The 21,235-nt window shown below is 45.6% G+C and carries 12 protein-coding genes and 1 pseudogene; 7 read left to right on the top strand and 6 right to left on the bottom strand.

Annotated elements, in window-relative coordinates; translation table 11 throughout:
• Positions 1-245: 245 nt before the first annotated feature.
• Positions 246-968, bottom strand: a complete 723-nt coding sequence (locus tag DD616_RS02565) for a ParB-like protein (protein ID WP_208871399.1) — start codon at positions 966-968, stop codon at positions 246-248.
• Positions 969-1,488: 520 nt separating this feature from the next.
• Here DD616_RS02565 and DD616_RS02560 point away from each other — a divergent pair.
• Both DD616_RS02560 and DD616_RS02555 read left to right on the top strand, forming a co-directional pair.
• Complete coding sequence (locus tag DD616_RS02560; RefSeq protein ID WP_094124152.1) at positions 1,489-2,673, top strand: AAA family ATPase; 1,185 nt, start codon at positions 1,489-1,491, stop codon at positions 2,671-2,673.
• Positions 2,674-2,684: 11 nt separating this feature from the next.
• A complete protein-coding gene (locus DD616_RS02555) occupies positions 2,685-3,194 on the top strand; it encodes a hypothetical protein (RefSeq protein WP_208871398.1) in 510 nt (169 codons plus the stop codon).
• Positions 3,195-3,495: 301 nt separating this feature from the next.
• On the opposite strand, the gene gcvP is transcribed toward DD616_RS02555, so the two are convergent.
• The 3 genes from gcvP to DD616_RS02540 form a co-directional block, all read right to left on the bottom strand.
• Positions 3,496-6,375: an aminomethyl-transferring glycine dehydrogenase gene (gcvP, locus tag DD616_RS02550; protein ID WP_208871397.1), complete on the bottom strand. Its 2,880-nt coding sequence runs from the start codon at positions 6,373-6,375 to the stop codon at positions 3,496-3,498.
• Between the two features lie 81 nt (positions 6,376-6,456).
• Complete coding sequence (gene gcvH / locus DD616_RS02545; protein ID WP_013868476.1) at positions 6,457-6,837, bottom strand: glycine cleavage system protein GcvH; 381 nt, start codon at positions 6,835-6,837, stop codon at positions 6,457-6,459.
• Positions 6,838-6,894: 57 nt separating this feature from the next.
• Positions 6,895-8,202, bottom strand: coding sequence for a serine hydroxymethyltransferase (locus DD616_RS02540; RefSeq protein WP_017043957.1), 1,308 nt, complete (start codon positions 8,200-8,202; stop codon positions 6,895-6,897).
• A gap of 392 nt (positions 8,203-8,594) precedes the next feature.
• Here DD616_RS02540 and DD616_RS02535 point away from each other — a divergent pair, with 392 nt between their 5' ends.
• The 4 genes from DD616_RS02535 to DD616_RS17295 all read left to right on the top strand — a co-directional run bounded on the left by DD616_RS02535 (position 8,595) and on the right by DD616_RS17295 (position 12,923).
• Positions 8,595-9,218, top strand: coding sequence for a helix-turn-helix domain-containing protein (locus DD616_RS02535; RefSeq protein WP_010320321.1), 624 nt, complete (start codon positions 8,595-8,597; stop codon positions 9,216-9,218).
• A 291-nt stretch (positions 9,219-9,509) separates the two neighbouring features.
• Positions 9,510-10,643 carry a glycine cleavage system aminomethyltransferase GcvT gene (gene gcvT / locus DD616_RS02530; protein ID WP_208871396.1) on the top strand — a complete coding sequence of 378 codons (1,134 nt, stop codon included), beginning with the start codon at positions 9,510-9,512 and terminating at the stop codon, positions 10,641-10,643.
• 77 nt (positions 10,644-10,720) lie between these two features.
• Positions 10,721-11,701, top strand: coding sequence for a trypsin-like serine protease (locus tag DD616_RS02525; RefSeq protein WP_208871395.1), 981 nt, complete (start codon positions 10,721-10,723; stop codon positions 11,699-11,701).
• A 127-nt stretch (positions 11,702-11,828) separates the two neighbouring features.
• Positions 11,829-12,923 (top strand): S1 family peptidase, encoded by a 1,095-nt coding sequence (locus tag DD616_RS17295; protein WP_208891535.1) that lies wholly within the window; start codon positions 11,829-11,831, stop codon positions 12,921-12,923.
• Positions 12,924-12,998: 75 nt separating this feature from the next.
• Here DD616_RS17295 and DD616_RS02520 read toward each other — a convergent pair.
• Positions 12,999-15,416: pseudogene (locus DD616_RS02520) on the bottom strand (M16 family metallopeptidase); the annotation flags it as partial.
• A 449-nt stretch (positions 15,417-15,865) separates the two neighbouring features.
• Between DD616_RS02520 and DD616_RS02515 the strand changes: the two are divergent.
• On the top strand, positions 15,866-17,728 hold the full coding sequence (locus DD616_RS02515; protein ID WP_199871571.1) for a potassium transporter Kup: 1,863 nt from the start codon (positions 15,866-15,868) through the stop codon (positions 17,726-17,728).
• A 131-nt stretch (positions 17,729-17,859) separates the two neighbouring features.
• On the opposite strand, the gene nifJ is transcribed toward DD616_RS02515, so the two are convergent.
• Complete coding sequence (gene nifJ / locus DD616_RS02510) at positions 17,860-21,144, bottom strand: pyruvate:ferredoxin (flavodoxin) oxidoreductase (protein ID WP_208871393.1); 3,285 nt, start codon at positions 21,142-21,144, stop codon at positions 17,860-17,862.
• Between the last annotated feature and the right edge of the window lie 91 nt (positions 21,145-21,235).

Below are 21,235 nucleotides of genomic sequence, written 5' to 3'. Positions count from 1 at the left end.
GCACGGTGAAGGGGGGGATCAGTAAATATTGGTCGCCTGAAGGGGTCGTCCATTGTCAATAAAAGCCTCTGTTGCTAAGGAAGCGACAGTAAATCATTGACTGAACCACAAGACAAGAGGGCGATTTGTAACAAAATACATATTCATCTTATCGAACAACGCCCTACGAGCTATTTGTTCGCTCGCAGGCTAATTGTATCTTCAAAATGATGAGTCTTATTTAAATCTCGCTTTGCGATAGAACCTTAGTTTGCCGTGTTGATGAGGTGGCGCATAGTTGAGCACTGCTCTCCGGGGTAACCAGGCAGAGCCTTAGCTGCTGAGCTACATGCCAGTTGTGCCGCTTGTTCGAGTCGTTCTGGGAGCGTACTCGCATTGACCGGCACCCAATTCATTTGCTCCCCAAGCCAGCTAGCCCAAGCAAACTCAACAAAATAAACCTGTTCATGCTTGCTGTAATAACCGGCATCTTGTAGTTCACCAGCCAAAGAGCGGTAGGGGTAGTCGGGTAGCTTACTTATGTGTACAGGTAATTGATCGGGAGTTAGCGGGGCTCCTTTTTCATCGCGCAGCCATGTCCAGTGGTTGCCTTGCATGTCTTGCCAAAAGCTCTCCTTGTTGTCGAGGTGAGCAAGGATGTGGACGGTCACCTCTTTCACACCTTGCTGCCAAAGCGCCTTAGTCAGATGATGTCGGTCAACCAACCAATACTGGCCATCAGCATCTACGATTACCGGAATCTTTTTCTTTTTCATGTACTTTTTAAGTTGTGCTGGGCTTTTTGTCGCCAGTTTGGCTTGTGTTTTATCAACTTGTTGTTGACCAACCCCGGCCTGAGTGGGGTGTAGCTGATTAATATCCAGGCTGCACCAGTCCCCGATGCCACTGTCTGGCCCGCAAGGAGCGAGTGCCCATGCTCCCTGACTGATGATTGCGGCGGCAAGCAATATCCATCCTTTGCTCAACATACTATTCCTTTTGAATGATGACGGTACCAATGCAATCAAATGCATTGTTGAGTATTCAATATGTAAAAGTGAAAGTTTAGCCTTCACCGACCCTCTGCCTTGCATTGTAGGAGTTTGAAGCCTAACGGTACAGAAAACATCGATAAGGTATTGGAGAATTTATCAGTCGGTATATAGTTTGATAAAAATCATAGGGTTACAGTGAGGGTGTAAAGTTATAACTTTGAATGAATGCATTAACGTTTACCATTTGGAGTGTGTTTCAGAGTAGAGTGATTAGCGAGCCGTCAACACAGTTTTGCCCCATTCTTTGGTTCGATGAATTTAACACACACTTCACCAAAGCATCATTTGACTTACTTTTCGTAATACCAGTAACGTGTCTACGGATTAACCTGAGATTAGGCTAGATAGTGACTAGTGAATAACTTGATTTTTGACCTAAATCACCCTGAACACACTTGTAGTTCATCTCGTTAAGCACCATAATCAACAAAAATACGTTGATTATGGTGTTTCCGTGCTAATAAAATTTATCTGTGAAAATTTCTACTCTTTTGGCAGCGAGCAAGAAGTATCTTTTGAAGTTGGAAAAAAACCATCAGCTTCCTACTACGACATAAACCTAGAATCTGGTGAGCGTCTGAACAAGGTATTGGCTGTTGTTGGTGCTAATGGTGCTGGTAAGACTCAGCTGTTGCGTCCACTTGCTTTCCTTGGCTCATTTATATCGACTTCTGTGTTCGACTATAAACCATCTGAGAATATCCCATGCATGCCACACCGATTGTATACCGATAAGTCTACTGATTTTGAACTGTACTTCATGCTCGGTGGGGAGCAGTACAAATACAACTTATCGATTACAAAAAACGATGTATTGTTGGAATCACTGTATAAAAAAACGAGTCGTAGCTACTCGTATGTGTTCGTCAGAGAGAAAACTGAGGATGGATACAGCTACAAGCAAAAAGGCTTCGGCTTTTCTGTAGCTCAAGCCAAGAAAGTTAGAAGTAATGTCTCTGTTATTTCAGCAGCATTCCAACAGAATGTGTCTAACGCATCTAAGTTCTATGAGTACTTTGATAGTTTTATTTTCAATGTGAATATGATGGGGCGCAGACATTTCAATGATGGTGATATTCTGGAAGCGACCGAGTTTCTAAAAGAAGATAGTGAGTTGAAACAGAGATTACATCAAGCTGTCTTTGACTTCGATTTGGGAATTCACGATATTGAATATAAGTCGCAAAAGCTTACAGATGAGAAAGGAGACGAAATAGAGTTTGATTTTCCTTTCGCTATCCATAAGTGCGAAAAAGGTGAATTTACACTCCCATTCTTCGAGGAATCTAGCGGTACTAAAGCTCTTTTTGTAATGCTTCGTAGGGTACTTCCAGTACTACAATATGGTGGTGTTGCTATTTTAGATGAGATTGATAACGACCTCCATCCTCATATGCTCCCAGTTATTCTAAATTGGTTTAAGCACAAAGAGACTAACCAGCATGATGCACAGCTTATCTTTACCTGTCACACACCAGAAGTGCTAAATATACTCAAGAAACACCAAGTCTACCTCGTAGAAAAAGAGTGCCTTGAAAGTGATGCATGGCGTTTGGATGAAATGGTAGGCATCCGTGCCGATGACAACCTTTACGCTAAGTACCAAGCTGGCGCTCTAGGTGCAGTCCCCAACGTATAGGAGTGTTGAAGTTGGCGAAGAAGAAAGTTAGAAAGGCTAATATTGCGTCACTTATCGTCGTTGGTGAAGGTATACACGACAGAGCGTTCTTGAATCACATGAAAGACAACTATGACGGCCGAAACACTGGGCAAGTAGTTAAAATCGAATCATCAGATGGTGGTTCACCTAGAAATATTCTCATGTCTGCTAAAAAGAGCCAAGAAGCCGCTTACGACAAACGATATGTGTTGATGGATAGTGACGTAGCAATACCACAACAAGATTGGGCGTATGCGGAAAAGCATAAGATTGAAGTAATTTTATCTGCACCTGTATGTCTTGAGGGGATGTTACTTGATGTCCTTGGTGTTAAGGCTGGAACCTGCGGTGACAGCTGTAAAACTAAACTCAAACCTTTTCTTGGTGGCTGTCCTACTCAAAAAACTAGCTACCAAAAATCGTTTTCAAAAGAAGTTTTAGATGCTACTGAAAAAGAAGCGATTGTTAGTCTTAGAGAATTGATTTCTAATCAAAAATAAATGCAAATAACTTAATTTTTCATTATAAGGATTTACGGACAAAATCTCCACCGTCGGGAATTTGTTGCAGAAAACGTTATGTGATCTATTTAAACTTTCATGGTTTCAAGATACCTTTTCTTATCTGAAAACAACCTTGTTAGATCAAAAGCACTAACAAGGTTCTGTCCAAAAATCGTTTTACAGCATAACAAAAAGGCGAACTTCTCAGTTCGCCTTTATTATTGAATATTGATAACAAAGTCAGTCACAATCTAAAAGATAATCATAAGCTGTGACGACGAGCCGTCAACATCAGCACCTACTCTTGGTAGTTATCGATACTTGGGCATGAGCAGACAAGGTTACGGTCACCGTATACGTTATCGACGCGGCTCACGGTTGGCCAGTATTTTGATGCCTTAGTATGAGTGGATGGGAAGCAAGCCGTTTCACGAGAATATGGATGAGCCCATGCTTCACTTGCGAGATCCGATTGTGTATGCGGCGCATTCACTAACGGGTTGTCGGCTAATGGCCATTCGCCTGATTGAACTTTCTCCATTTCGGCGCGAATCGCAATCATCGCCTCGCAGAAGCGATCCAATTCGGCTAAGTCTTCCGATTCGGTTGGTTCAATCATCAAGGTGCCAGCAACAGGGAATGACATCGTCGGTGCGTGGAAGCCATAATCCATCAAACGTTTAGCAATGTCTTCTTCGCTGATACCTGTCGCTTCTTTAAGCGGACGAATGTCAATAATGCATTCGTGCGCTACGCGGCCGTTACTACCACGGTAAAGAATAGGGTAGTGTGGGCGCAGTCTTTCCATCACATAGTTAGCATTTAAAATAGCGACTTGAGTCGCCGTGGTTAAGCCTTCTGCACCCATCATGGCAATATAAGCCCATGAGATAGGTAAAATAGAAGCGCTGCCTAAATCGGCCGCAGATACTGCGTGATCGCTGCCTTCAACTCCCCCTTCAATATGTCCCGGTAGGAAAGGCGCTAGGTGAGATTTTACACCAATCGGCCCCATACCTGGGCCGCCGCCGCCATGTGGAATACAGAATGTTTTGTGCAGGTTGAGGTGAGAAACATCAGAGCCAATAAAGCCCGGATTGGTCAAACCAACCTGCGCGTTCATGTTGGCACCATCAAGGTAAACTTGGCCGCCTGCGGCGTGAACCATGTTACAGACCTCTTTAACTTGTTCTTCGTAAACGCCGTGCGTTGAAGGATAAGTGATCATGATGCTAGAGAGGTTCTCTTTATGCTTCTCAATTTTGTCTGCGAGGTCTGCGATATCAACGTTGCCGTTATTATCACATTTCACGACCACTACTTTCATCGAAACCATTGAAGCGGTTGCAGGGTTGGTACCGTGTGCTGAGCTCGGAATTAAGCAGACGTTACGGTGCCCTTCACCACGGCTTTTGTGGTAGCGCTGAATCGCTACAAGTCCTGCATATTCGCCAGAAGCACCGGAATTTGGTTGTAGCGAGAAGGCATCATAGCCTGTGATTTCACAGAGCTTTTCTTTTAAATCCTTAGCGAGAGCGGCGTAACCTGCGGCTTGCTCTTTCGGTGCAAATGGATGGATCGAACCAAATTCAGGCCAAGTGACAGGGATCATCTCCGCTGCGGCGTTCAGTTTCATGGTGCAACTGCCAAGCGGGATCATGCCGTGAGTTAATGAAAAATCTTTATTCTCAAGTTTTTTCAAATAACGCATCATTTGTGTTTCGCTGTGATAGGTGTTGAACACAGGATGCGTTAGGAAGCGAGATTGACGACGGCAGTGTTCTGGAATCGCTGCAAATTCGTTGGCGGCAATTTCTGCCGACAGCGCGCTTACCGATTGCTTAATATCGAAAACCGCAAACAGGGTTTCAAGATCAGCTGTGGTGGTGGTTTCATCTAAACTGATGCCTAATTGGTCATCAAATCGGCGTAAGTTGATGCCGGCTTGCTGCGCTTTTGCGTAGAGCGCTTGAGTTTGAGCGGCGCTCTTTAAGGTAATAGTGTCAAAGAAGCTGTTATGTACCAATTCGTAGCCCGCCTGAGTTAAGCCTGCCGCTAGAATTGCTGTCATATGATGAGTACGGCGCGCAATGGTGCGCAACCCTTCTGCGCCATGATAGACAGCATAAAACGAGGCCATATTAGCCAGCAGAGCTTGCGCGGTACAGATGTTCGAGGTCGCTTTTTCGCGGCGAATGTGCTGCTCGCGAGTTTGCATTGCCATGCGCAGTGCTGGATTACCTTTGGCGTCAATCGACACTCCGATCACGCGGCCGGGCATAGTGCGTTTGTGCGCTTCACGCGTGGCCATAAAGGCGGCGTGTGGGCCGCCATAACCCATAGGGACACCGAAACGTTGAGCCGAGCCAATCACGACATCCGCGCCCATTTCACCCGCTGGTTTTAGCAAGGTGCTGGCCAGTAAATCCGTGGCAACAGTGACCAATATTTTATTGGCTTGCGCTTTAGCAATCAGGTCGCTTAAATCACGCACTTCACCTGTGGTGCTTGGGTATTGCAGCAGCGCGCCAAACACATCTTGTTCAGGCAATGAGTCGAGTGCGCCGATTTGTACCTCAAAACCGATAAATTCAGCGCGAGTTTTTACTACTTCAATGGTTTGTGGATGAACATCGTCCGCCACAAAAAAGACGTTACTTTTGCTTTTTCCTGCGCGTTTACACAGTGTCATTGCTTCGCCAGCAGCCGTTGCTTCATCGAGCAGCGACGCGTTGGCAATATCCATCGATGTTAAATCCATCACCATTTGTTGGTAGTTAAGCAGCGACTCCAAACGACCTTGAGAGATTTCTGGTTGGTAGGGCGTGTAAGCCGTATACCAGCCCGGATTTTCCAGTACGTTACGCAAAATGACGTTCGGCGTGAAGGTGTTGTAGTAACCTTGACCAATGAACGTGCGTTTAATCTGGTTTTGATTGGCAAATACTTTCATCGCGCTGAGCATATCGGCTTCGCTTTTAGGCGCAGCAAGGGACATTGGGCTTTCTAAACGAATTTGCGCAGGAACGGTTTGTTCGATTAACGCGGCTAAGCTTTCGGCGTTAATCGCGTTGAGCATTTTTTGTTGATCGGCTGGGTTGGGTCCGTTGTGGCGTGCAACAAACTCATTTTCGGTACTTAACTGGCTAAGCAGTGGGCTGTGAAGTAATTCAGTCATTTCCTTTACCTTTTCAAAGATCGTGTGCGACCTTAAAAAAAAGCCGCCCATGCTGGGCAGCTTTGATCCGTGATGGGCTAATTAATCTTCTTCGATAGAGTTTTGGTACTCTTCTGCATTTTTTAGATTGTCGAGTTCAGAAGCATCAGACATCTTCACTTTCACAATCCAGCCACCTTCATACGGTTCTTCGTTGATGAGTTCTGGGCTATCTTCTAACTCTTCGTTGATTTCAACGATGACACCTGTAATCGGTGCGTAAATATCTGAAGCGGCTTTGACAGATTCAACCAGAGAAAAACTGTCTCCAGCATCAATTTCTGTATCTACTTCAGGTAGGTCAACAAACACGACGTCACCAAGCATCTCTTGCGCATGCTCAGAAATACCGATGGTCACTGTGCCGTCACCGTTGTCGCGCACCCACTCGTGGCTATCTGCAAACTTCAGTGTATTGTCCATTGCTTTATCTCCAAAAAAGTATCGTATTGATTTGAACTTGTGTTTAATTTAAAAAGGCTATTGGTAGAGTGGGAAGCGTTGGCACAGCGCTTTAACTTGTTTGCGCACACGTTGCTCAACATCACTGTTTCCTTCTGGGCTCACAACAAGGCCATCGAGAACATCGCCAATCCACTCACCGATGAGTTTGAATTCTTCACGACCAAAACCACGGCTGGTTCCAGCTGGCGTACCTAAACGAATACCCGAAGTAATCATAGGCTTCTCGGTATCAAATGGGATGCCATTTTTGTTACATGTGATTCCTGCACGCTCTAATGCTTGTTCGGCGATATTCCCCTTCAGCCCTTTAGGGCGAAGATCAACAAGCATGAGATGAGTGTCAGTCCCGCCAGTCACAATGTCACAACCGCGAGTTTGCAATACTTCGGCGAGAACTTTTGCGTTATCGATCACCGAATCAATATAACGATGAAACTCAGGGCCTAACGCTTCGCCTAGTGCTACCGCTTTGGCCGCAATTACGTGCATTAACGGGCCACCTTGCAGGCCGGGGAAAACCGCCGAGTTAATTTTTTTGCTGATCTCTTCGCTGTTGGTCAAAACCATACCGCCTCGTGGGCCGCGCAAGGTTTTATGTGTGGTGGTCGTGACAACGTGGGCATGCGGCAATGGGCTTGGGTGAGCACCAGTGGCGACTAATCCGGCAATATGCGCCATATCGACCATTAAGAGCGCGCCCACTTCATCAGCAATGGCTCGGAATTTGGCAAAATCAATCACGCGAGGAATGGCAGAGCCGCCCGCAATGATCATTTTTGGTTGATGCTCTAACGCGAGGCTGCGTACATCATCATAATTGATTTCTAAGGTCGTGCTATCGACACCATATTGGATAGCATTAAACCACTTACCAGAGAGAGCAGGCCGAGCGCCATGAGTGAGGTGGCCTCCGGCATCCAGAGACATACCTAAAATCGTGTCACCCGGTTGCAGTAAAGCCAGCATCACCGCGCCATTAGCTTGTGCGCCTGAATGCGGCTGCACGTTGGCGTATTGACAATGGAATAGGGATTTTGCACGTTCAATCGCAATGGTTTCGACGGTATCAACGTGTTCGCAACCACCGTAATAGCGACGGCCGGGGTAGCCTTCTGCATATTTATTGGTGAGACAAGTACCTTGCGCTTGCATAACGGCTTTTGAAACGATGTTTTCTGAGGCGATCAGCTCAATTTGTTCATTTTGGCGCACGTATTCGGCTTGAATACCCGCAAAGACAGCATCATCAGTGGCAGCAAGGTTGGTTGAGAAAAAGCTCTCAAGGCAGTGGTTGGGGTAACTTTTGTTCACGTTGGCATTCATGGTAGATGACCTTCCAATAATCCGACGGATTGGCTAAACATTCCGTCATTCCTTTTTAGTGGCTGCCTTATCGTTAAGCCGTTAGGCGACAACAAAGCAGAGTGTCAGTTATCCTTAAACTGGATTGCAACCCCAACAATACGGGGTGAAAAGCCACTTAAACCTTGTTAAATCCCTAACCGCAATAAGTGGTAAACTGCATCTCTTTATCTAACAAGTCAGTAACATACTCTTTGACTTATAAACAATCAATCAAAAATTTCCTATAGGAAACATGGTTTCTTTTTTTGTAAGCAAGAGCACGCTTTATTTACGTTCAGCCTCTTTAACCTTGCGTTGGCTTTATGCCACAATGATGGCCGAAATCAGGAAGATAACAATCGAGGGAAAGCATGTCTGAAGACATTTATGATGAGTACCCATCGTTGACCTTGGCCAAGGAAACTGGTGAACAAACGATCGAACCGCTTAAGCTTGGGCAACGTATTAAAGAGATCCGCTCTAAGCTTGGGATTACGCTAGAAGAGGCGAGCCAGCGGACAGGATTAGCTCGATCTACATTGAGTAAAATCGAAAACGAACAGATTTCTCCAACCTACCAAGCGATGCAAAAACTCGCTCATGGATTGCAGATAGATATGCCTCAACTATTTGAACCACCAAAGAAAATTGTGGCAACAGGTCGTAGGGATATTTCTCGTATTGGTCAGGGCAAGCCGCATCCCACCCCAACTTACGAGCATGAATTGCTCGCCACGCAGCTCTCTAATAAGAAAATGATGCCGTTTAAAAGCCGAGTGCGAGCTCGTGCATTTGAAGAGTACAGTGACTGGGTTCGTCACGATGGTGAGGAGTTTTTGTTGATCCTCACGGGTGAAGTTTTGTTCTATAGCGAATTTTATGAACCGGTTCGATTGGCGGAAGGTGATAGCGTTTATTACGACGCTAACATGGGGCACATGCTGGTCTCTGTCAGCGAAGAGGATGCATTGATTTTGTGGGTTACGGCAAAATGAGTGTGAAAACGCGAAGTTTCTTATAGTGACAGCAATCGTTTGCTATTTGTTGGCTTTGCCCTCTGTAGTGTGCTTTTAATCACTTTTAGCTCAGGCGATGGTAAGCATCTCGCGACTTTTAATTGTGATTGGGTTGTTAATTTTGACAATTCATCTTGTTTTGAACTTGTTAATCCGTCCGAACAGGCGCATTCTTGTTCACTATTGGAAACATGGTTTCCTCTTCTTTGGACATAATAGCCAAAATTTGGTGGTGAATTCCCTGCTGGGTCGGCTGAAATGGAGATAAAAATGACTCAAGAACATGCAAATCAAACACTACTCACTACTCCTTTACATGCGCTGCACATCGAAGTTGGAGCGAAAATGGTGCCATTTGCTGGCTATGACATGCCCGTTCAGTACCCATTAGGGGTAAAGAAAGAGCATTTGCATACTCGCGAGGCGGCTGGTTTGTTTGATGTTTCGCATATGGGCCAACTTCGTTTGCATGGAGCCAATGCCGCGCAAGCATTGGAGTCATTGGTTCCGGTCGACATTATTGACTTACCAGCAGGCAAGCAGCGTTACGCCTTTTTCACGAATGCACAAGGTGGCATCATGGATGACTTGATGGTTGCTAACCTTGATGATCATTTGTTTGTTGTGGTTAATGCGGCTTGTAAAGCACAAGATATTGCTCATCTACAAGCACATTTGCCACAAGGTGTTGAGCTCGAAGTCATTGACGATCGCGCGCTGTTAGCGCTGCAAGGGCCAAAAGCCGCTGAAGTGCTAGCTCGCCTGCAACCACAAGTGATGACGATGCACTTTATGGATATTCAGCTAATGGACATCGATGGAGCTCAATGTATTGTCAGCCGAAGTGGTTATACGGGTGAAGATGGTTATGAAATTTCTGTACCAGCAGAACAGGCCGAAGCATTGGCGCGTAAACTGACCTCTTATGAAGAAGTGGAATGGATTGGTCTGGGCGCGCGCGATTCACTGCGTTTAGAGTGTGGTTTGTGCCTTTACGGGCATGATCTCGATACCACCACAACGCCAGTTGAAGCGAGCTTGTTATGGGCGATAAGCAAAGTGCGTCGTGCTGAAGGTGAGCGTGCGGGTGGTTTCCCGGGTGCAGACATCATTCTTAGGCAGATCGAAAGCAAAGATGTTGCACGTAAACGTGTAGGTTTAGTGGGGTTAACTAAAGCGCCAGTACGTGAAGGAACGGAGCTATTTGACGCCGATGGCCAGCATATAGGCGTAGTGACCAGTGGTACAGCGGGACCGACGGCCGGAAAGCCCGTGTCTATGGCCTATATCCGAGCTGATTTATCAGCGATAGGCACAGAAATTTTTGCTGATGTGCGCGGAAAAATGCTGCCAATGGTGGTTGAGAAAATGCCGTTTGTGGCTCAGCGTTATTATCGCGGCTAAAGCATCATAAAATGTAATAAAAGTGCATTTAAAGATGTTTCATATCGATAACGGATTAAGTACTATCTGGGTTCAAAGTGATAAGGAATGACATGATGAACAAATGGGTAGTATTTTTTTCTTCGCTCGCCTTCTCTGGCAATGTGTTCGCCGTTGATGCTCAGCCCTACATAGTAAACGGTACGGATGCAAGCGTGACGGAGTTTCCTTCTATAGCGAGCTTGTTTTTTGATCAAATTGCTTATAACGGTTCATATGAAAAAGGAAGTTATTGTGGTGCTTCGTTGCTCAATAACCAATATGTATTGACGGCTGCGCACTGCGTTTATGGTAATAGTGCAAATCAGCTTTTTACCTCTGTTGTACCTAAGCTGCAAATTGAAACAAACTTTCCATTCAACATATTAGAAAAAGCGCGAGTGGCGGAGATCTACTACCCATCAACTTATAACAACACCTCTTTATTGGATGATATTGCGATCCTCAAGCTTGAAACACCTTTGACAATGGTGTCGTCTGCTGACTACTTAACGCGGCCTACCGCAAATTCTGATAGTACTTATCGTTCATCAAGTGAAACCTTTATTGCCGTTGGACATGGTAATACTGCTTCTAATGTCGATACTAAAACGTATCTACAGAAAACTAATTTAACCTATGTGGCTAATGTATATTGCAATTACACTTCCACCACGGACACTAATTTATGTATGGAAGGGGCGATAGGTTCTACGGGGCTGCAAAATGCAACCTGTCAGGGCGATTCTGGGGGGCCGTTATTTTGGCATATTGGCGGTAACTATATCCAAGTTGGTATAACCAGCTTCGGGCCAAATACCAAGTGTGGAGACCCACTGGTTACTGCTCCATCGGTATTTACGGAAATCCTTGACTATTCTACTTGGATAGAGAGTGTTCTGCTTGGTTCTGAACCACCAAAATTTGTCGCAACAGAAGCGAAACGCCAAGCTTATTTAAACCCACCTTCTGACAGTGGTGGTTCATTCGGCTGGTGGTCTTTACTGCTGATGTTTATCCGCTTCATTCGTAGACGTTGAACCCTTATTGATCTCGAGCGACCTGTTTAGGTCGCTTTTTTATTGCTTTTTTGAGCAGGTTCCACTTAGAGCGCTAAACTTGGAAGTGATACACGCGTATCTTTCTAGATGAGTGACGAGGTGATGGATGTACAAATGGATACTGTTCAGTGCGATGCTATCAGCAAATACTTATGCGGTTGATTTCCAGCCTTACATTGTGAATGGTTCGGATACCAGCAGTGCCACTTACCCTTCTTTTGCTAGCCTTTTATATCAAAGCAGCACTCAATCTAGTAGCAACAGTTTTTGTGGGGCGAGTATCATCAATTCACAGTTTATTTTGACAGCAGCTCATTGTATCTACGGTAAAAAAGATACCATGCTTTATACGGTGGTAGTGCCTCAGTTGGATAATGTGGCCGATTTCCCCTACGGGAATATCCAGATATCGCGCGCGGCGGCTTTTTATTACCCCAGTACTTACATCAATTCGTCCAGCGTACTCTGGCGTGATGACATTGCGATTATCAAGCTCGAAACACCGCTCAATGTGGCGGACTATTCTGCGCTACTCAATACTCAGTTAAATAATGATTACCCTGCTGGCAATAATTACAAAGCGATTGGGCATGGCTACGTGGCGGGTAATGTCCCGAATGCTAATAAGCAGTTGCAAGAAACGACCCTCACTTTTGTTAGTAATGCCGTCTGTAGCGCTTTTTATGGCTCGGCACTGACCTCAAAGCAGATCTGTTTTGATGGTGCGGTAAGCGGTGCATATAAAAACTCCACCTGTTCTGGCGATTCCGGTGGGCCTATCTATTGGTTTAATGGCTCGCAATACATTCAAATTGGTTTAACCAGCTTTGGGCCTTCACTATGTGGCGATACTAACCAACCGATCACCTCGGTATTTACGGAGCTTTATGATTATCAGAGCTGGATTCAGCGCGTTCTTACAGGGGCAGAGGTGCCTAAATATTATGTTGCCACTCAAAATGGGGTACGTGTTCTGATTGATACTCAAACTGTTGCCCCTCAAGAGGAGAGCGGTGGCAGTTTGAGTATCCTAGGGTTGACTCTACTGCTGTTATTTCGCTTTCGGGCGCATAATAATTTTGGTTCGTCTGTTGTGGTGATTAAAAATTTGCTTGGCTCTCAACGTCATCTCTTGTGCGGTGATTCGGTTTGCCGTTTGCTCTATGTTAAACAACGCATCGATGCCGTACCCGTGCAGTGAATAACGTTGAATAAACCAATTCATCTGCTTGGGGTCGTCTTTGAGTGGTTTGAGATCGGCAATCAATTGTTTTGCTGCGGTGAGCGTTTCCTCTTCCGTTATCTCGACAGATAAACTGTCAATCAGCTTATCAATGGCTTGCTCTGCGGTATCGACATCATTGGATGAAATGTCCACGCTAAATAGCCAATCGTTGTGTGGTTCACTATCGGCTGAAACCGAAAAAGCATTGGGAGCGTAATCCAACCCTAGCTGTTCACGCACCTGACTCACCATGCGGCGGTTTGCCACACGCCACAACATATCATCCATAAAGATAGTAGTAGCCGATTTGTGTTCCGGGTCGTTACTGATCACTCTGGCAAGATAGGCACTGCTTTTTTCATCGTTGATCGCCATGTCGATTCGAGGCTGAAAGTCTGCGCGATAATCAATGCGATAATCGACCTCAGGTGCAGAGCTGAAGGTTAATGACGCTACATAGGTACGCAATAGCGGTTTCAGTTCGGCAGGTTTAATGTCTGCGGTAATAAAGAGTTTAAAGCCTCTATTTTTCTTAAAGAGATCATCATGGGTTTGCATCAGTTGTTCAACACTCACCGTATTGATGTCCGATCCTTCGTATAACCAATGAGTGGTGTCCGGCAGATAGCTATTGCGATTAATGGCGAGCGCCATCTGGCCAATGGGTGAGCGAAGAAAAGTATCTCGATTTTGCTTAAACTCTTGTTTTGTTAACTGCAGATGGCTGTCGTCGATGTTGATGGCTGTCATCGCCGTATAAAGGGCCGCAAACGCTTCGGCTAACTCATCTTTAGATGATTCAAGGCTGATACCATGCGACGTAAAGTCGATGTAGGGATTCAATATGATGCCGTGTCTTCTCAGGTGATTATCCAACTGAGAGCCGCTAAAGTTACCAATTCCACCGCGTATGGCACTCGGAATAAGCACTTCAGAAGCTTTACGCAAATCAGGCTCTAAGCTTGCTTTACCACCAAGGCTAGCCAAAGTGGCATACACTTTTTCCCCTGCGTTAGTGTCTCTGTGATACCACACTTCAACACCGTTACTTAGCATCCAAGTGGTGATATCCATCGACTCTTGAGGTTGAGATTCTGACAAAATGACACCTATCTGCGTAGGTGTTACAAAAGCTTTATTGACCTCTTGTAGTAGCGGTGGCTGCCCTTTTTGGGCAAACAGGGTTTTGAGTGTTGGCAGTGTCGCGACGACGAATTCTTTGTCTTCACTTTTATCCAGCCCAATATTGATCTGGTAGTCGCTAGACAATAATTTGCGAAGGTGTTCATCGAGTATGGCACTGTTGGTGGTCGAGATAAATTCGGTTAACGTCGACCGTCGGTCTAAATGCGACTGGATTGGTTGATCCAACGTGCGCGCCAGCGTTTTTTCTTCGACTAAATCTATCGCGGTGGCTTTTTGCCAATTGTTATCGAAGTTCGCTAGCATCTCTTGATACTGACGGAAAATCGCCTGAAACTCTTGCTCACTCACACCATGATCACGCAGTGCAGCAAGTGTGGAGAAGAAGAGATTTTGCGATGCTTCTCTTGAGTCCACTGGAAACCCGACTTCTGCAAACGAATAGCGCTGGGTTTCAAACGGGATAGTTTGGGAATAAATCCAAAGTGCCGGAAGGTTGGCGTCACTAAAATTGCTGGATAACCGCTGTTGTATCAGTTGCTGGGCGATATCATCGAGCCACCACTGGGCTTGTTGTTCACGGCTGGCTATTTTTTGCTCGCCACGGTCGATGAATAGGCTAATGTTCGGTGAGTCATTGGCACCAATGTAACCCACAAAATCTGTATTATTGGCCGTAATGCTGTGATTTCTAGTCGGCATTGGCGTGCTGCCTTTTTCCCAGCTCGCGAAATGTTTTTCTATCAATGCCGTGGCTTGCTCTAATGTGATATTGCCAGCGATAACGATTTCGGTGAGCTGTGGCTGATACCAAGTGCGGTAAAAATCGGCAATCCCTTCGGCTGTCGCTTGGTTCACGCTCTCTTTGGTGCCCAAGGGATCATGCTGCGCATATAAAGTATTAGCAATCATGTGCTCATAAACGTTTTGAGCGTAGCTCTTCTCCTCTTTACGTGAAAAACGAAACTCGCCCATGATCACGCGTTTTTCATTTTCAACCGATGTGGGAGTAAGCTCTATACCATCGGCAATATCTCTAAACCAGACCAGAGCTGGCTCTGCCGCTTGGTTATCGGGTAAATCCAGTTTGTAAACCGTTTCTTGATAAGCAGTATAAGCATTGATGTCAGGACCAAAACTGACACCTGATTGCTCAAAGGTTTTGATCGCATCATTTCCGGCATAATGAGCGCTGCCATTAAAAGCCATATGCTCAAGAAAATGAGCGTAGCCCTGTTGCTGATTGTTTTCTTGAAATGCGGCTGCGTGAACAATCAAGCGGATGGAAACGGGTTCTTTTTGATTGGGATAAATGTGGTATTTCATGCCATTGGCCAGCTCGGCGCTTGCCCAATAGGGATCTTCTTTGATCGGAGTGAACGCTTGATTTGAAGCACATCCCAACAGAAATAAGCAACTAACGAATAGTAGACGATATATTTTCATAACAACCTCGACATGTATTTGGTGGCAATATACGTCATGAGGTTTGAATTATTTTGGGGAATGTGACTGTCAACTCAGGTTTTGAGAAAGAAGTTTCAATTTTTTCGTAACAATGAATGTTATTAATTACATTGTGTAATTTAAGTGTTAACAGAGTGATGTGGATTGAAACGAGTTTGACCACTATTACTACATTTTGCTCAATCTGGGATTGAATCTTTATACTTTTTATATGCCTATCCTTGGTTTTATACATTTTCTTTAAATCTATCTGATTACTATGAGGTGAGCATAGATTAGATAGGATGCCCATTTAGGGCAATATTGAAATGAAACAACCACAAAAAAGTACCGCTTCGCTTGCACTATTAGCCGTAGGTATCGTTTATGGCGATATTGGCACTAGCCCGTTATATGCACTAAAAGAGGTGTTTTTTAGTCACCACCCATTACCGATCAATTCATTGAATGTACTTGGCATCCTCTCTTTGGTGTTTTGGGCATTTGTGTTGATCGTCTCGGTGAAATATTTAATGCTCATCACTCGTGCGCATAAACATGGTGAAGGTGGTATTTTAACTTTATCTGCAATTGCTAGAGAGCATTGCCCAGATTCACTAAAGCCTTTGGTGTTATTACTTGGGTTATTAGCCACCGGGTTCTTTTTTGGTGAAGCGGTAATAACGCCGGCTATGTCAGTACTGTCTGCTGTGGAAGGTATCGCGGTGGTGGAGCAAGATTTCGCACCATTCGTTCTACCGATTTCAGTAGGAATTATCGTGATTCTGTTTGCAATTCAAGCATTAGGCACCGAACGTATTGGGCGATTTTTTGCGCCGGTAATGGTTATATGGTTTCTCTCGCTGGGCGTTTTAGGGTTTAACGCTATCATTGAGCAACCACAGGTATTAGTCGCAATCAATCCTTATTACGCGTTTCATTTTATCGCCGAACAGGGGGTAAATACGTTGATCATTCTTGGCGTCGTAGTGCTGTCAGTGACTGGCGTTGAAGCCTTGTATGCAGATATGGGACACATTGGTATTAAGCCAATCCGTCTTGCTTGGTTTATGATTGTGTTACCCAGTTTATTGCTTAACTATTTTGGGCAAGGGGCTTATCTGTTGGTTTCTCAAGGTGTTACAGGTCAAACCTTTTTTGGTTTAGTGCCTAGCCTGTGGCTATGGCCTGTGATTATTTTGGCTACCTTAGCGGCCGTGATTGCTTCACAAGCGGTGATTTCGGGGATCTTTTCATTAACTCGTCAAGCAATGAACTATGGTTATCTCCCGCCATTGAAAATTACCCATACGTCAGAGCACTCTCAAGGGCAAATTTATGTTCCAGCAGCCAATGTGTTGCTGTTTGTCGCTGTGCTGTTTGTGATGATGCGTTTCCAATCATCGGCTAACTTAGCCGCCGCTTATGGTATCGCCGTAACGGCGATCATGGCAATTTCGTCGTTACTGATAGTGATTGTGGCACGTTATTACTGGCAATGGCCGCGAGCACATGTTTGGTTGCTGGGGACGGTTTTTGTTAGCCTAGATGCCTTTCTCTTTACTTCAACTTCGACCAAATTGAGTGATGGTGGTTGGTTGCCGATTTCGCTAGGTGGTCTTATCTTTGCTGTGATGTCTATTTGGCAGCAGCAGAAGCAGCGTTTACTTGACGTGTCGGGCAGTGATTTGTCGCTTTCTGCCATGATTGCTTCTCTTGAAGGGGAAACATTTCGTCGTACCCAAGGTAATGCCGTCTACCTTTCGCGTGTCAGCCATCATGTCCCTCGCTCTTTGGTGCATAATTTGAAATACAATAAAACGCTTCATGAGCGTAATATATTGATGACGTTTCAGTATGAATCACAGCCTAAAGTGCATCCTTGTCGCCGAGCAGAGATCGAGCAGTTGTCAGAAACGTTTTGGCAAGTGATCATCCATACGGGCTATCAGGAAGTACCAGATATTGAACAAGTGATGCACTCCTGTTCGCTTAAAGGGCTGCATCTACATCCCAATGAGACTATTTTCTTGCTCTCTGCTGAGCGTATTCAGGCGCAGAAAGTGGGCCTATGGCATGATTTCAAAGCGCGGTTATTTATCTTAATGAGCAAACATGCGCTGCGTACGGCAGAGCGGCTTAACATTCCTTCTGATCGTTTGATTGAGATGGGCGTCTATCGAGAAATTTAATGTCTTGATTGCATTGTGTTGCGGTTCAGCGCACCGACTCATTGAGCTTAAAGTAAGATCCATCAACTCACGTAGAAACAAGCCGTTTCTTTATCAAGGAACGGCTTGTTTCTTAGCAGGGTTAAGGTGTGTTATTCAACGTTTTTGCCAAGCGCTGCATACAGTGGCCAGTCACCTTGCTTAACCAGTGCCTTGGTGTATTCGGCGCTCTGCGCAAGATCATAATGGTGCTCAATGCATGGAGAATAAGCGATAACCAATGATGGCCCCTTATGTTCCCCAGCCGCTTGTAGCGTTTTGATCGTGTGGTTCATATTGGCCGCTAAAGCGATTCTTGCCACATAAATACCGGGTAGGTTTTGGTAAAGAGCAACCAAATCTTTGGCGGGATTTGGGTTGGGTAAACTACACAGTTTGGCTGTTTTTCCTTGTGGGGTTGATTTGGATTTTTGCCCACCAGTGTTGGCATAGCATTGAGTATCGAGTACTAAGATATTGATGTTTTCACCGCTGCGTAACACATGGTCAAGGCCGCCAAAACCGATGTCATAAGCCCAGCCATCGCCACCTATCAGCCATACCTGTTTTTCAATCAAATAATCAAGTAATAGCTTTAATTCGGCATGTTGAGTGTCTGACGTTAAGCTTGATTTTATATTGCTCAGTTGTTGTCGACGCTCATCAACGTCAGTGAGTAACTCATTGCTGCCGTGAAGGGAGTGTTGAGCAAAGGCCGTTTGTGCTCGCGCCCCTAAGGCTTTGACGGCTAATCGCATTCCCAGCCCAAATTCCGCGTTATCTTCAAATAGGCTATTTGCCCATGCAGGTCCTCTTCCTTGAGCATCTTGGCTGTAGGGTGTTGTGGGCAAATTGCCACCAAAAATGGAAGAGCATCCAGTTGCATTAGCAATATAAAGTCGGTCACCAAATAATTGGGTCAAAATCCGAATATAAGGTGTTTCACCACACCCAGCACAAGCATTAGGGTATTCGAAATAAGGCTCAACATGCTGGATGGTTTTGACATCAATACGGCTCTGTTGGTGGATGTTTTGCATTGGCAGCGCATTAAACAGGGCAAACTGCTGCTGTTCTTGTTCATAACAAAGCGGCTTACTGACCATAGTCAACGCTTTCTGCTCAGGGTCGCGCTTATCTTTGGCTGGGCAAACTTGCGCGCAGAGTTGGCAGCCAGTGCAGTCATCGGGCGATACTTGTAATGCGTATTGCGCATCTTGTTGATGACGAGAGCGATAAGACATGGTTTTAAGCGCGGTCGATGTTTGATGTGCTTCGTTGGGTTCGAACACCCGAGCACGAATTGCTGAGTGCGGACATATCGAGACACAGTAACCGCACTGAGTGCAGAGATCCGGATCCCAAACTGGTAATTGTTCGGAGATATCTCGTTTCTCTAAAGAAGAAGTATTGGTTGGCCAAATTCCGTCAGCAGGGTAGGCAGAGACAGGTAAATATCCCCCTTTCCCAGCGAGTAACCATTCCACCAAAGAACCGGGTTGGCTGCGCTCTTTGATCGCAAATGATGTTTGCGAGGTTTGTGCGGTGATGGTGAAAGGTGAGTCGTTTATCTCGTGCGCTGCTGCCTCAATGCACGCGAGGTTACGCTCGATAAGTGCGTCAGGTTTTCCTTGTAATTGCGTTTTGCACATTGCTTGCAGAACCAGCAAAGTTGCACGCTGTTGAGAAGGTTCTTGGCTTGGGCTGAGCAGTAAAGTCGCCGCTACTTGCATAGCTACGCTGGCTTTGTTTTTGAGTTGATGCTGAGCGCTTAACTTATCGGCATCGATCGTCACCACTTTGATCTGTTTAGCTTGAATTGTCGATTGCAATGCAAATGGCAGAGAATCCCACAGTGCTTGCCCTATAAGCGATGTGTTGATCAATAGTAGCGCGCGCTGACAAAATCGCTGCGTGATATCGATGTCTTTCAGTAGGCCTAATTGACTGAGCGAAATTAATCTGGCTTGCCGAATCGGGTACGGAGTTTGGATCGGTTGTTCGGAGAGTCGCAAGTGCGTCGTCGTAAGATTGCGTGATTTTTTCGAGTCGTACTCGAATTGAGCATTCACATACCAGTGGTTTTGCTTGCCAAGAGCTTTGAGCACGTTTTTTCCTGCCGAGATGCTACCATCACCACCGTAGCCGTACATCAACACCGTTTGCAGCGCCTCTTCTCGTTCAGGCTGTAAGGTGACGGGTAGGCTAAGGTGAGTGACGTCATCATCGATTCCTACCACGAATTCTCTTTTCCGGCCGTGCTCATTTCGCATCATAGCGAAAATGTGCTGCGCATCTTCTGGAAAGAAAGCTTTTCCCGATAAACCATAACGGCCTCGGAATAACTCAATGGGTCGACCACTTTGGTAAATGGCATCAAGCACATCCAGATACAGCGGTTCACCGCTACTTCCGGGTTCTTTAGTGCGGTCCAACACACTGATCTGCTGTACCGATTCAGGCAAGGCGTTGAGTAATGCTTGAGTAGGAAAAGGGCGATAGAGATGAACGGTGACAACACCGACGCTCTCATCTGGCTTGCTTTGAACGTATTGGTTGAGTGTTTCACTGACCGAGCCAAGAGCGATGATTACTCGTGTAGCTTGTGGATGGCCACAGTACTCTACTAAGTGATAGGCACGTCCAGTGAGCTGCGCAAACTCATCCATACAGGTTTGGACAACATCAGGTGCATGCTGTTGATAGCGGTTTTGCGCTTCGCGGCATTGAAAATAAGTATCTGGACCTGCCGTTGCTCCGCGTAAGGTTGGGCGATCGGGCGTTAAGGCGCGCTGACGAAATTCAAGCAATGCGCGATGGGGAAAAAGTTGCGCTACCTGCTCGGTGGTGAGCATGTCTATATTAGTTAAGGTATGAGAGGTGATAAATCCATCAAAAAAATGGACAAACGGTAACCGACTGCGCAGTGAAGCCATGGTCGATATCAACGCCATGTCTTGTGCTTGCTGACCGTTGCTTGCGCATAACATGGCAACGCCCGTTTGCCGAATCGACATCACATCTGAGTGATCGCAAAAAATCGATAGGGCATGGGTTGCGACACTGCGCGCGGCGACATGGATCACGCACGGAGTCAGCTCTCCCACCAATTTATATAAAGTGGGGATCATCAATAATAATCCTTGCGAAGAAGTAAACGTCGTGGCTAATGCACCGCTCATGGCGCTGCCATGCACAACCGCAATGGTTCCCGCTTCAGATTGCATCTCAATTACCTCGGGTGTCTCCCCTAAGATATTGAGCTGATGTTTTGCCGACCATGCTTCACAGCACTCGGCCATGGTGGTACTTGGCGTTATCGGGTATACGGCAATCACTTCACTTAATTGATAGGCTATATTTGCTACCGCAGTATTAGCATCAGTAATCCAATTCATTACTCTGGAAACCTCTTGTGTTTATCGCAATCGTTGCGACTTACGTCTGAAGATGTATGATTCCGTCACTAAGGTGACAAAATCACGAGAA

This window comes from Vibrio anguillarum, from assembly GCF_003390515.1.
Lineage (GTDB): Bacteria > Pseudomonadota > Gammaproteobacteria > Enterobacterales > Vibrionaceae > Vibrio > Vibrio anguillarum.
Note: the sequence above shows the minus strand (reverse complement) of the source record. Positions and strands in the feature narration are given on the sequence as shown.